The sequence below is a fragment of the Streptococcus sp. OMI750 genome (genome assembly GCF_047463895.1).
Taxonomy (GTDB): domain Bacteria; phylum Bacillota; class Bacilli; order Lactobacillales; family Streptococcaceae; genus Streptococcus.
Map to the genome: position 1 here is coordinate 376,533 of NZ_JASHCZ010000001.1, position 12,964 is coordinate 389,496.

General features: G+C 40.2%; 12 protein-coding genes and 1 riboswitch. Of the genes, 11 read left to right on the top strand and 1 reads right to left on the bottom strand.

Going from position 1 to position 12,964, the window contains the following annotated elements; genetic code table 11:
• Positions 1 to 32: 32 nt before the first annotated feature.
• The 3 genes from glpO (at position 33) to QM830_RS01980 (ending at position 4,062) form a co-directional block, all read left to right on the top strand.
• Positions 33 to 1,859, top strand: a complete 1,827-nt coding sequence (gene glpO, locus QM830_RS01970; protein WP_049485923.1) for a type 1 glycerol-3-phosphate oxidase — start codon at positions 33 to 35, stop codon at positions 1,857 to 1,859.
• 70 nt (positions 1,860 to 1,929) lie between these two features.
• On the top strand, positions 1,930 to 2,631 hold the full coding sequence (locus tag QM830_RS01975) for an MIP/aquaporin family protein (RefSeq protein WP_125826309.1): 702 nt from the start codon (positions 1,930 to 1,932) through the stop codon (positions 2,629 to 2,631).
• Between the two features lie 666 nt (positions 2,632 to 3,297).
• The gene (locus QM830_RS01980) at positions 3,298 to 4,062 is read left to right on the top strand and encodes a (S)-acetoin forming diacetyl reductase (protein ID WP_414325391.1); all 765 of its coding nucleotides are present in this window, start codon (positions 3,298 to 3,300) and stop codon (positions 4,060 to 4,062) included.
• Between the two features lie 49 nt (positions 4,063 to 4,111).
• On the opposite strand, the gene QM830_RS01985 is transcribed toward QM830_RS01980, so the two are convergent.
• Complete coding sequence (locus QM830_RS01985; RefSeq protein ID WP_414325392.1) at positions 4,112 to 4,531, bottom strand: SP_0198 family lipoprotein; 420 nt, start codon at positions 4,529 to 4,531, stop codon at positions 4,112 to 4,114.
• A gap of 346 nt (positions 4,532 to 4,877) precedes the next feature.
• Between QM830_RS01985 and QM830_RS01990 the strand changes: the two genes are divergently transcribed.
• The 8 genes from QM830_RS01990 (at position 4,878) to pduB (ending at position 12,955) form a co-directional block, all read left to right on the top strand.
• Positions 4,878 to 6,197, top strand: a complete 1,320-nt coding sequence (locus tag QM830_RS01990; protein WP_414325393.1) for a haloacid dehalogenase-like hydrolase — start codon at positions 4,878 to 4,880, stop codon at positions 6,195 to 6,197.
• Positions 6,198 to 6,206: 9 nt separating this feature from the next.
• Positions 6,207 to 6,641, top strand: a complete 435-nt coding sequence (locus QM830_RS01995; RefSeq protein ID WP_368385330.1) for a EutP/PduV family microcompartment system protein — start codon at positions 6,207 to 6,209, stop codon at positions 6,639 to 6,641.
• Positions 6,642 to 6,691: 50 nt separating this feature from the next.
• Positions 6,692 to 7,777, top strand: a complete 1,086-nt coding sequence (cobD, locus tag QM830_RS02000) for a threonine-phosphate decarboxylase CobD (protein ID WP_414325395.1) — start codon at positions 6,692 to 6,694, stop codon at positions 7,775 to 7,777.
• Positions 7,777 to 8,649: a kinase gene (locus QM830_RS02005; RefSeq protein ID WP_414325397.1), complete on the top strand. Its 873-nt coding sequence runs from the start codon at positions 7,777 to 7,779 to the stop codon at positions 8,647 to 8,649. The genes cobD and QM830_RS02005 overlap by 1 nt, the downstream gene beginning before the upstream one ends.
• Positions 8,627 to 9,706, top strand: coding sequence for a nicotinate-nucleotide--dimethylbenzimidazole phosphoribosyltransferase (cobT, locus tag QM830_RS02010; protein ID WP_414325398.1), 1,080 nt, complete (start codon positions 8,627 to 8,629; stop codon positions 9,704 to 9,706). Before QM830_RS02005 ends, cobT begins: the two co-directional genes overlap by 23 nt.
• A gap of 22 nt (positions 9,707 to 9,728) precedes the next feature.
• Positions 9,729 to 10,331, top strand: a complete 603-nt coding sequence (locus tag QM830_RS02015; protein ID WP_414325399.1) for a cob(I)yrinic acid a,c-diamide adenosyltransferase — start codon at positions 9,729 to 9,731, stop codon at positions 10,329 to 10,331.
• Between the two features lie 311 nt (positions 10,332 to 10,642).
• Positions 10,643 to 10,788, bottom strand: a riboswitch (adenosylcobalamin (AdoCbl) riboswitch).
• A 277-nt stretch (positions 10,789 to 11,065) separates the two neighbouring features.
• Entirely contained in the window at positions 11,066 to 12,208 is a 1,143-nt protein-coding gene (locus QM830_RS02020; protein WP_414325400.1) for a 1-propanol dehydrogenase PduQ, read from the top strand.
• A gap of 42 nt (positions 12,209 to 12,250) precedes the next feature.
• Positions 12,251 to 12,955, top strand: coding sequence for a propanediol utilization microcompartment protein PduB (gene pduB / locus QM830_RS02025; protein ID WP_009730843.1), 705 nt, complete (start codon positions 12,251 to 12,253; stop codon positions 12,953 to 12,955).
• Positions 12,956 to 12,964 lie beyond the last annotated feature (9 nt).

A 12,964-nucleotide genomic window follows, 5' to 3' on the forward strand; every position in this document is an offset into this window, starting at 1 on the left:
CAAGACTTCAGTAGGATAGAAAGTGAAGAATGATGGAATTTTCAAAGAAAACTCGTGAATTATCGATTAAGAAAATGCAAGAACGCACCCTGGATCTTTTGATTATCGGGGGTGGGATCACAGGTGCTGGGGTAGCCTTGCAGGCAGCAGCAAGTGGTCTTGAAACAGGTTTGATTGAAATGCAGGACTTTGCGGAAGGGACATCAAGCCGTTCAACAAAATTAGTCCACGGTGGACTTCGTTACCTCAAACAATTTGACGTAGAAGTGGTATCAGATACGGTATCAGAACGTGCAGTAGTGCAACAAATTGCTCCTCATATTCCAAAACCAGACCCAATGCTCTTACCAGTCTATGATGAAGATGGGGCAACTTTTAGCCTCTTCCGTCTCAAGGTAGCCATGGACCTCTATGATCTCTTGGCAGGTGTCAGCAATACACCAGCTGCCAACAAGGTCTTAACCAAGGAAGAAGTGTTGGCTCGTGAGCCTGAGTTGAAACAAGAAGGTCTTGTCGGTGGTGGGGTATACCTAGACTTCCGTAACAACGATGCTCGTTTGGTGATTGAAAATATCAAACGTGCCAACCAAGATGGGGCTCTCATCGCCAACCACGTAAAAGCAGAAGGATTCCTCTTTGATGAATCTGGCAAGATTACAGGTGTAGTGGCGCGTGATCTCTTGACTGATGAAGTCTTTGAAATCAAGGCTCGTTTGGTGATTAATACAACTGGTCCTTGGAGCGATAAAGTGCGTAATCTCTCAAATAATGGAGAGCAGCATTCTCAAATGCGTCCAACCAAGGGGGTGCACTTGGTCGTAGATTCAAGCAAGATCAAAGTTTCTCAACCAGTCTACTTTGATACTGGTCTTGGAGACGGTCGGATGGTCTTCGTCTTGCCGCGTGAAAATAAAACTTACTTCGGAACAACCGACACAGACTACACTGGTGACTTAGAGCATCCAAAAGTAACTCAAGAAGATGTCGACTACTTGTTGGGAATCGTGAATAACCGCTTCCCAGAAGCTCACATCACTATTGATGACATTGAAAGTAGCTGGGCTGGTCTTCGTCCGTTGATCTCAGGAAACAGTGCTTCTGACTACAATGGTGGGAACAACGGCACTATCAGTGATGAGAGCTTTAATGCTTTGATTGCAACAGTTGAAGGCTATCTTTCTAAAGAAAAATCGCGTGAAGATGTTGAATCAGCAATCAGCCATTTGGAAGGTAGCACTTCTGAAAAACATTTGGATCCATCTGCTGTTTCTCGTGGATCAAGCCTTGATCGCGATGACAATGGTCTTTTGACCCTGGCTGGTGGAAAGATTACAGACTACCGCAAGATGGCTGAAGGAGCTATGGAGCGTGTCTTGACCATTCTCAAGGAAGAGTTCGACCGTCAGTTCAAATTGATCAACTCTAAGACCTATCCAGTATCAGGTGGAGAAATTAACCCAACCAACGTGGATTCTGAAATTGAAGCCTTTGCTCAACTTGGCGTGTCTCGTGGATTGGACAGCAAGGAAGCTCACTACCTAGCTAACCTATACGGTTCTAATGCACCTAAGGTCTTCGCCCTTGCTCATAGCGTGGAACAAGCACCTGGATTGAGCCTAGCAGATACCTTGTCACTTCACTATGCAATGCGCAATGAATTGGCTCTTAGCCCTGTTGACTTCCTTCTTCGTCGTACGAACCACATGCTCTTCATGCGCGATAGTTTAGATGCGATGATCGAACCTGTTTTGGATGAAATGGGCCGCTTCTATGAATGGTCAGAAGAAGAAAAAGCTGGCTACCGAAAAGATTTGCAAGTTGCTTTGGAAAACAATGACTTGGCAGCATTAAAAAATTAAGAAAAACAAAAAAGGGGTTGGAAAGAAGAATATCTAACCGGCCCCTCTTTTTGATGGAGAAATAACGTATATGAAAGAAATATTTGGTGAATTTTTAGGTACTCTAATCCTGATTCTATTAGGGAATGGGGTCGTAGCAGGAGTGGTTCTTCCAAAAACAAAAAGCCACAACTCCGGTTGGATTGTCATTACCCTTGGTTGGGGGATTGCAGTTGCAGTGGCAGCCTTTATCTCTGGTAAGTTAAGTCCGGCACATTTGAATCCAGCGGTGACAATTGGGGTTGCTCTTAATGGTGGACTAGCTTGGGCATCTGTGATTCCTTATATCATCGCTCAATTCGCTGGAGCCATGGTCGGGCAAGTCCTTGTCTGGTTACAGTTCAAACCGCATTACTTAGCAGAAGAAAATCCTGGAAATATCCTTGCAACCTTCAGTACAGGTCCAGCTATTAAGGATACTACTTCAAACGTCATCAGTGAAATCCTTGGAACCTTTGTCTTGCTACTGACTATCTTTGCACTTGGTCTTTATGACCTTCAAGCAGGACTTGGTACTTTTGCTGTTGGTACCTTGATTGTAGGGATTGGTTTGTCTCTTGGTGGAACTACAGGCTACGCTCTCAACCCAGCTCGTGACCTAGGACCTCGTATCATGCACAGCCTCCTTCCTATTCCTAACAAAGGAGATGGTGACTGGGGTTACGCTTGGATCCCAGTAGTTGGTCCAATCATCGGTGCAGTACTTGCAGTAGCAGTTTTTAAAATGTTTTAAAAAATGAAAGAGGCTGGGACAAAAGTCCTAGCCTCTCAATTGTCTTTGGATTGTCGAGTAAGACGCAGTGGTTGAGTGGGCTCTACTACGCTGATTTCATCAGCTTTTACAGCCCTACTCAACTGTGCGGAGGTGGGACGACGAAATCGAATTCTAACGAATGACCGATTTCTGTCCCATTCTCTTTTAAAACACTGTATTAGCTAAAGAGAGCTTTGTACGTTCTAACTTAAAACAAGCTATAAGAAATGTAAAACGCAATAAAGAAAATAATGATCGCAATAATGTATTGAACTGGCTTAGGTAGGTTATTCAATTTATCCATGAATTCTTTCATTGTTTGACCTCCTTATTGTTTGATTTTCTTATAATTAGTGTAGCATGAAATAAGTCGCAAAACAAAGGCAATATGAGTGTTTTTGTCAAGATATAAAACCCTTTTCAAAATTATCTTGATCAGTTAATCTATTACTAAATAAAGATAAGATAGATTGTAAAATACTTTAGAAAATAACAGGCCAGAGTTTGACACTTTTTTCACAAAGGAGTATACTGTTAGCATAGTTTTGGAAGGAACTTATGATAGATTCATACAAAACTGACTGTCAACCTATGCTGTTCTTTTATGAACGTTTGCTGGTATCGGGGATACCAAGGAGGAATCATATGTCTAAAGTAGCTATTGTCACAGGTGCAGGTCAAGGGATCGGTTTTGCGATTGCAAAACGATTGGTACAAGATGGCTTCAAGGTCGGAGTCTTAGACTACAATGCTGAAACAGCTGAAAAAGCAGTAGCTGAGTTATCAGCAGAAAATGCTTTTGCGGTTGTTGCGGATGTCTCTAAACAAGCTGAAGTGGCTGCAGCTTTCCAAAAAGTTGTGGATCATTTCGGAGACTTAAACGTCGTCGTTAACAACGCTGGTGTTGCACCAACTACACCACTTGATACGATTACAGAAGAACAATTTGAACGTACTTTTGCCATCAACGTTGGTGGTGTCATCTGGGGTGCTCAAGCTGCACAAGCTCAATTCAAAGCGCTTGGCCATGGCGGAAAAATCATCAATGCAACTTCACAAGCAGGTGTTGTAGGTAACCCTAACTTGACTGTCTATGGTGGTACTAAATTTGCAGTTCGTGGTATCACTCAAACTTTGGCACGTGACTTGGCTGATTCAGGTATTACTGTCAATGCGTATGCACCTGGCATCGTTAAGACTCCAATGATGTATGATATCGCTCATGAAGTTGGTAAGAACGCTGGTAAAGATGACGAATGGGGTATGCAAACTTTCGCTAAAGATATTACCCTCAAACGTTTGTCAGAACCCGAAGATGTCGCTTCAGCGGTTAGCTTCCTTGCTGGTCCTGATTCAAACTACATTACAGGACAAACCATCATCGTGGATGGTGGGATGCAATTCCATTAAGATAATAAATAGAGGTTGGGATCTACATCCTAACCTCTGATTTTTTATGCTATTTCGTTAATACAATAGTATCAGAAGGATCGCGATCGTCATCTTCAATAGTGAGTTGGTTACCTTCTAGTTTGTAATATTTGAGATCATTCCCCACAGTGAGAGTATGATTATCGGCGTGAACGGTTACAGGCTTGCTTTCTTTCTCGCCATCTCTTTCAACCTCTTCCCATGTGCCCGTCGTACCAGACAGGGTCAGAGTGATCTGATCATTTTCATCAGTCCCTTTGTATGTACCGTCTAGATTTTCAGTTTGGCTAGCCGTTTGTGAACCTTTAGAGCTTGAAGTATTCGAAGAAACCTTTTGGGAACTAGCAGAGCTTGCAGGTGTTTGAGCTGTCTGGTTCGAGCAGGCTGCTAAAAGACCAAGAACTGCCATTGAGGCAAGAGAAAGTGTGAGTTTTTTGGACAATGTCATTGGCTTGTCTCCTTTCTTTGTTACCCCAAGTATAACAGAGCTTAAAGGCGAAGACAATGAAAATGTCTTTTCTGAAAGATAGGAAAGTAGGATTCAAAAGGGGCTATATTATATTAGTAATCATCGTTAAATAGTTTCTTATATTTCTTTCAAAAAAATGAAAGAATTTTACAAACAAATGAAAAATGTAACCGTTTTCGGTTGACATTCTATCAGCTAATTAGTATAATGGGTGTGGAATAATATAAAAGGCAATGAGGCCTATGATTGCAATGGCGCAACCGTTTCAAATCATAGGTTCTTTGTTGCCTTTTTTCTAATTAAAATTTTTTTTGGAGGTTTTCTCATGAAGAAACATCGTCTCTTTTTAGTTTGTGGTCTAGCCTTATTTATGGTTGGTTGTCAGGCTTCTCAGTCGTCTAAAACAACTGAGTCTAGTAAAGCTAGTCAGGAAACAAGCGTGAAGAAAGAAGATCAAGTCCTTGAACGTGGTCAGTGGGAGGACAAACTATATAAGAAATTAAGTAATGTCATTAAAGAAAATGGCAAATCTAGTTCAAAATATGATGAATCAGCAAAACCATATGCTGTCTTTGACTGGGATAACACAACCGTCATCAATGATATCGGTGAAGCAACCTTCACTTATCAGATCGAAAACTTGGAATTTAAGATGACGCCAGAAGAGTTGGATAAGGCGATTCGTACAAATATTCCAGAAGACAACTTCACAGAAGATCACAACAACAAGGAAGGAAACCCTGTTAATATTGATAAGATCGCCAAAGATATTGTTTCTGATTACACTGTGATTTATAATGAGTACAAAGGATTCAAGGGTTCTAAGAGCCTCGAAGAAGTAAAAAAATTAGACGAATATAAAGATTTCAGTGCTAAATTACGTTATCTTTACGAAGCCATCGGTGGAACCTTCAGCTCAGACATTTCTTATCCATGGGTAACTTACTTGTTTACTGGTATGACATCTGAAGAAGTTCAAGCGGTATCTGAAAAATCAATTGAACGTGCTTTGAAAGAAGATTTGGTTTTTGAAACATGGGAAAGTCCAGAAAGCTTGAAAGGCGAAGCTGGTCAAGTGGAAATCAAATTTAAACGTGGTGTCCGTGCTGTAAAAGAGATGCAAAATCTTTATAAGACTCTTCAAGATAACGGCATTGATGTTTATGTTGTCTCTGCTTCCTTCCGTGATGTCATTGTTCCTTTTGCTACTCTGGATAAATTCGGTTATAATATTACGGAAGACCATGTGTATGGAATGGAACTTGTTAAAAATGATTCTGGTGTGATTCAATCAGAATACAATAACGACTACTTCCAAACACAAGGTGAAGGAAAAACAAAAACAATCAAGAAATTTATTGCAGATAAACATGGCAACCAAGATCCTATCTTAATCGCTGGAGATAGTAACGGGGACTATGCAATGTTGAAAGACTTCGATGGTTTACAAATTGGTATTCTCTTCAATCTTTTGCGTGATCCTTCTAAGGGAATTGGTTTGTTATCACAGACTGCCGTCGATACATATGATAGTAAGGATGCTAAATACTTCCTACAAGGTCGTGATGAAAACAAGGGTGTTTTAGTCAAGAGCCGTGAAACAATTAAGTTAGGAACGGATAAGGCACAGTTAATTAAAAAATAGGGGACATATATGAAGAAAATCATGTTTGTTGGTTCTGTTGGAGTGGGTAAAACAACGCTAACCCAACGGTTAAAAGGATTGGATATTGAGTATTTTAAAACGCAGGCTGTTCAATTCCATGATAGTATTATTGATACGCCAGGGGAATTTTTACAGCATAGACGGTATTACAATGCGTTAACAGTGACTGCAGCAGAAGCTGAAATCATTGGACTCTTAATCGCAGGAAATTCGACCATGCAAACTTTTCCTCAAGGATTTTCTTCATTATTCAACCAAGATGTGATCGGAATCATTAGCAAAATTGATTTGGTAGACTCTGAGGAGCAATTAGAATTCGCGCGCAAGCAGTTGTCAGATGCAGGTGTGAAACGGATTTTTGAAATTTCTTCAACAGAGAATACTGGAATCGATGCTTTAAAGGACTTTCTTGAGAGTGAGTAAACATGATATAATCTAAAAGGACTACTTTATCTTTCAAGAAGGAGATGTGTATGATTGTTGAACACGGAGGAAATGGACGTCTATTAGCTGAAAAAAATGGGAACTCTTCTGAAAAGTGGATTGATTTTAGTGCCAATATCAATCCGCTTGGAGTTTCTACAAGCCTCCGCCAAGTCTTAGTGGACAGTATTGATAGAATTACGGAATATCCGGATATCACCAACCAATATGAAAAGGATTTGCTGAGGGAGCATCATGGAAATCAAGATCTCGAAATCCTTTTGTCAAATGGTGCAGTTGGGTTATTTTACGAACTAGCTCAAACCTTAAAGCCGAAGAGATTATTGATTTTAAGTCCCACCTTCATGGAATATGAAAAAGCTTTTCATCAAGAAGGGACAGAAATTCTGTACCATCATTTAACAGCTCCTCATTTTACTTGGACTGTGGAAGGTCTATTATCCGATATAGACCAATTGGAAGCTGGAGATGTTGTCCTATTGTGCAATCCTAACAATCCAACTGGCTCCCTTGCTCCAGTTGGTCACTTGCTAGAAATCGGAAAAAAATTGCTGGAACAGAATATTCATTTTATTCTAGATGAAGCTTTTATTGACTTTTTAGAAGACGAGGAAGCATATAGTTTTGTTCCGTACTTGAGTGATTTTGCAAATGCGATTGTCGTTCGCTCTCTAACGAAATTTTACGCTATACCAGGCTTACGCTTAGGCTACGCTCTGGGGATTCATCCTTGTTTAGCAAAAATTAATGAACGACGGGCTCCATGGACGATCAATGCATTGGCTCTTCAAGCCTTGCCGGTGATTTTAAAGGATCGAGATTATCAAACTCAAACTTTAAAATGGCTACAGAAGGAGAAAGACTTCCTTTATCAATCCTTGAAATCTTTTTCTGCATTAAGGGTTCTAAAACCAAGTGTCAATTATATTTTCTTTCAGTATACGGGCTCTAAGGATTTACGTGAAGAATTATGGCGCCATAACATTTTTATCCGCTCTTGTGCGAACTATCGCAATTTGACGAATGATTACTACCGCATTGCGGTTCGTAGTAGAGAGGAGAATAGCTGTTTATTAGCTGCCTTGGAAGCGATTCTTGGAGGAAAAGAAGAGTGATGGGGGCGATAAAAGCATCTTGTCCAGGCTCTTGCGGAGAATTGTTTCAATGTGTGGTAGATGGTGAAGAGTTTTTGATGTCTTATGGCATTGAAAAGAAAAGTCAAGTAGTGATTGGCCCTCAAACAGGTGTCATGGAAGAAGGGCTGCGGCCTAAAATGCTGCAAGTCATCAATGAACTAACAGATCAAATAGATTTCGACTATACTTTTCAAACAGATATTTCTGTTGGGAAGGGTTATTCTAGTAGTACAGCGGACATGCTTTCGATCTTAGGAGCTTATTCTGCCTATAAACATGGAAAAGTATCGGTTCCCTTATTAACCAGTCTTTGTTCAAAGATTGAACCAAGTGACTCCGTAGGATTTTCAGACTGGACCGTGATGAATCCTCTTAATGGTGAGATTCAATGGCAGACCAGGTGGAAACCAAAGCTTTATGTGTACATTCTAGAGCCAGATCAAATGGTTGATACGACGAGTTTTATAAGAATGACGGACAGTCCCTTATATCCTGCAGAGCAATCAAAAACATTGTTGACTGATTTTAAAATAGCCTGTGACAAGCAAAATGTAGAGCTATTAGGCGCCGTTGCGACTAGAAGTGCTTTATTGAATAACAAACGACTACCCAAACCCTATTTAAACGATATTATCGACCTAGTAAATGAATTAGGTTTACTAGGAGTTAATATTGCCCATAGTGGTAGTATTGTTGGTATTCTGCTGACAGAAGAGCAACTGATGCACATGACTGAGTTAGAAGAACGACTGTCTCATCATCCTTTAGCAAGCTATTATTCTCTCAGAAATCTAAGCAAGATTTTATACGACGGGCTCCAGGTAAAGAATGTGGAGGAGATCCTTGAATAGGCAAGAAGAATTAAATCAAATCCTAGATAAAATTGTACCTATTAATGCTTCAGCATTAGAAGAGGGGGTAAAGGTGTGTGATCGCTTAGCAAAACCTCTTGGTGCATTAGGTAAAATGGAAAAAAATTATGCCAAGCTATATGCGATGTTTCCTAACAAAATCCAGCTATCAAAAAAAATCGTTATGATCTATGTAGCGGATAATGGAATTTGTGAAGAAGGAATCTCCTCAAATCCTATCGAAACAACCTTTATTGTAGCCAATAATATCAGAAATGGTAAAGCAGGGGTTTGTAATATTGCAGAACATGCTGGGTCTGATATTTGTGTCATTGATATTGGTTGTAAGAGTCAAATTTATTCCGATAACCCGGACCATGTGTTACATGGAACTCGCAATATGCTTAAAGAAGCTGCCATGACTCGAGAGCAAGCCATTGAAGCCATTTTAGTTGGGTATAGAAGAACAGTTGAAAAGATCAATCAGGACTATACCTTATTTGGAACAGGAGAGATGGGGGTTGGAAATACCACAACTTCCGCAGCAGTCATTGCTGCCACTTTGGGAATTCCTGCCCAAAAGGTAACAGGATACGGAGCGGGAGTGACGGAAGATATGAAGGCTCATAAAACAGCTGTCATTCAAGAAGCGGTAACCAAACACGCTCCCTATAGTGATATTATCGATCTCGTCTCTAAAGTTGGTGGCCTAGACATGTTGGGGATGGTTGGCACCTATTTAGCTTGTGCCCAGTACCAACTTCCTTGTGTCATTGATGGGTTGATTTCTTTGACAGGACTCTTAATTGCTTCACAGTTAAAGAAAGAAGTGGTTGACTATTGCTTCCCATCCCATTGTTCTACAGAACCGGGCTATCAAATTGTTTCGGATTATTTAGGCTTATCCCCGATGCTTCAAATGGATATGCGCTTAGGGGAAGGATCTGGTTGTCCTTTAGCTTTCTTTTTAATAGAAAGTTCCGTGTACACGATAGAGCGTATGCCGACTTTTGAGGAGGGAAAACTGGACCGGGATGACTACGTCGACATTAGATAAAGGCTAATAAAGGAGGAAAACTATGCAACTATATACAAAGACTGGAGATAAAGGTCTTACAAAATTAGTAGGTGGCCAAAGCATTGCAAAAGATTCAGAGCGTGTCAATGCTTATGGTACCGTAGATGAATTAAACACTTGGATCGGTTATACGATTAGTAAAATGGATCCAGATGATGAATTGAGAGACGAATTGTATCAGTTACAGAATTACCTGTTTGATTGTGGTTCTGATTTGTCTACTCCTCAGGGTGTATACCCATATAAAGTAGATGAAAGCCTCGTTAAATGGATTGAAGAACGAATTGATACTTATGCGGATATCCCACCAGCTCTGGAAAGATTTATTTTACCTGGTGGCGATGAAATTGCTTCTATGATTCATGTGGCAAGAACGATCGCTCGGCGTGCGGAGCGCCTTGTGGTAGCAACCATGTGGACGAATGAAATCAATAACCAAGTCTTGATTTTTATCAACCGTTTATCTGATTATTTCTTTGCGCTTGCCCGTGTCATTAACTATCGTAAACACTGCCAAGATATTCCTTATGAAAGAGGAGCAAAGGTGTTCCACAATATTACAAAAGCAGATGTGGAGCGTTGGGCACAGAAGAATAATAGCTAATAGAAAAAGCACTACCCAAACTAAAATTGGGGTAGTGCTTTTCTATTGATATCGAGACTAAAGTTTTGGAATAGAGCATCCTTTAGGAGAAAATAAAAAAACCTTACCTCCCCAGAGGGAAAGGCAAGGTTCACATTCGAAAGCCATATGTACATCAGTGTACAAACTTCATGTTAAGCATCGTTGGTTAACAGTAGCTCTCCAAATATTGACTCTGCTTCATCGCAGATGATGGAAAAACCATCCTTAGAAAATGATACGTACTTAAACGTAGAGTCAATAGGGGAAAGCACTATTTTGGTGTATTTCCTAACTGACATCACCACCTTACATCGAGGCGTGAAATCTACTAAAATTTAAGAATAAAGACCTGACTGAAAGCAAAGCTTATCACAGTGGCGGGACCGTGTTGGATTTTCACCAAACTTCCATACCCTTAAAAGTACCAAAATCATTTCTAGTAACTACATAATATCACGATCTGGAAGAAACCGCAAGTATTATGCTTAAAAAATATAAAAATATATGCTTTTTCTTTTGCGTTGAAAACGTTTTTATGGTATACTCTTTGTAAAGTACAAAGGAGTACAAATTTAAGCGACGAAGCTATATGAAATATGCCAAAACTTTGTGTGGTTTGGCTGTATTTCATGTGGCTTCTTTTTATGTATTCTGAAGAGTTTCATCTAGTAAAGGAGGTAAAATAATGAAACTCAAGAAAGAAAGGAGAACGAATGTATAACATTTACTACAAAACACAAATTTTTGTCGGTAAGGGTGCCTTGGCTCACTTGGGCGATTATCACAACCAATCGATATTGGTTGTTGCTGATCCATTTTTAAAAGAATCTGGACAGTTGGATCGCATTCTTGAATTCTTAGATGCAAGTAACGATCTTGTGATCTTTACGGATATCGTTCCAGATCCGCCTATTGATGTCATCGTGGCAGGGATTAAAGCTACTGAAGGAAAATCAATCGATATTGTCTTATCAGTTGGTGGAGGATCTGCAATCGATGCTTCTAAAGCCATGTATTACTTTGCTAAGAAACAAGGTGTCTTTAAAGATGTGAAACTAATCTCTATACCGACGACTAGTGGTACAGGCTCTGAAGTGACGAGTTTTGCAGTAATTACTGATGCTGAGAAAGAACAAAAGTATCCGATTGTTGATTGGGATATTTTACCAGAGGTCGCAATTTTGGATTCGAATTTGGTGGAAACTTTACCAGCTAATATCACAGCTGACACTGGTATGGATGTGTTGACGCATGCGATCGAGGCTTATGTTTCTAATAAAGCGACTGATTTTTCCGACGCTTTGGCTGAAAAAGCTATCAAATTAGTTTTTGAATACTTACCTCGTGCATACAAAGACGGGCATGATTTAGAAGCGCGTGAAAAAATGCATGTGGCCTCTACCTTGGCAGGAATGGCCTTCAACTCAGCTTCATTGGGGATCAATCATAGTATCGCCCATGCTGCAGGAGCAAAATTCCATATCCCACATGGACGTCTCAACAGCATCTTAATGCCACATATTATCCAGTATAATGCCAATGTGACAACTAATGGTGCCCGCACAGGTAATTTGAATAAAGAAACTGCTGAACGCTATCAACAGATTGCTCGTTTATTAGGCTTGAGTGCTTCTACACCTGTTCTTGGTGTAAGACAACTAGTCGATGCTGTTCGGAAACTTCAGAAGAAATTAGATCATCCAACTTCATTGAGCGCTTATGGAGTAGGACTTGAAGATTTTAATGCAAATAAGCGTGAGATTGCAGAAGCGGCCTTAGTGGATAAGTGTACGATTACAAATCCAAGAGTTCCTACAGTTGAAGAATTGTTGAAAGTTGTAGAACAGGCTTTTTAAAAATATTACAGTCGTTTTTATCATACATAAAGGAGTAATAAAATGGCTAATAATTGTAATGTTACTGAATTTGTTGGTTCAAATCCAACAGGAGATACCATTGGTCTCGTGATTGCCAATGTCGATCAACAGTTGTTGGATGCTATGAAGTTGAAAAAATACTATCGGTCCATTGGTATTATAGGTGCTCGTACAGGAGCTGGACCTCATATTATGGCTGCAGATGAAGCTGTAAAAGCTACAAATACAGAGATCGTTAGCATCGAATTACCTCGTGATACAAAAGGTGGAGCAGGACATGGTAACTTAATTATCTTTGGTGGAGAAGATGTATCAGATGTACGCCGTGCAGTAGAAGTAACTTTAGGTGAAGTCAATCGTACATTTGGAGATGTCTATGCCAATGAGGCAGGCCATATCGAATTGCAATACACTGCGAGAGCAAGCCATGCCATCGAAACAGCTTTTGGTGCTGAAGTTGGTCGTGCCTTTGGTCTCATTGTAGGTGCGCCTGCAGCCATCGGAGTTGTTATGGCGGATACTGCAGTTAAATCAGCTACAGTTGATGTTGTTGGTTATGCTTCACCAGGTAATGGTGGAACAAGCCATTCAAATGAGGTCATTTTGTTTATCAGTGGTGATTCTGGAGCAGTGAGACAAGCTGTCGTTTCTGCAAGAGAAATCGGGCTTCAATTGCTTGGAAGTCTCGGTGACACACCAGTGAATGGTCAGCCATCCTACATTTAGAGAATGGGG